The organism is Polaromonas sp. P1_G2, assembly GCF_056405515.1.
Genome location: NZ_JBFUBY010001489.1, coordinates 1 through 393, shown reverse-complemented (window position 1 = coordinate 393; position 393 = coordinate 1). Strand labels below are relative to the sequence as shown.

The window sequence follows — 393 nt, the reverse complement described above, 5'->3', positions numbered from 1 at the left end:
CGGTATAGCTGATCATGAAATATTTGACGCCGCGTTCCTTGGCCCAAGCCTCGAGATTGTCAGTCATTCGTAGTTCCCCATTCTTTGCCGGAGGGGCTTTTGCCCCTTCATTCAAAAGGGCCGCACCAGTGCTCGGTGCGGACCGAATTCGCATGGGTCGACGATCGCCGGCATACGCCTCATCAAAGCGTGTCAGGCAAACGCCGCCCGGTTGGTTCTCACGTCAGAAGCTCCCCCTGCCCGGATACCAATTCGTGCCGGCCAGCGGCACCTGGGCCATGGCGGCAGCCTCCATCGTCAGCGCGCAGAGATCTTCCGGTTCGAGATTGTGGAGATGGTTCTTGCCGCAGGCGCGCGCGATCGTTTGCGCTTCCAGCGTCATGACCTTGAGAT

At 59.5% G+C, this 393-nt stretch carries 1 pseudogene; it reads right to left on the bottom strand.

From position 1 onward, the window contains the following. Positions 1 to 223: 223 nt before the first annotated feature. A pseudogene (locus tag AC1D0P_RS31215) lies at positions 224 to 393 on the bottom strand (FMN-binding glutamate synthase family protein); the annotation flags it as partial.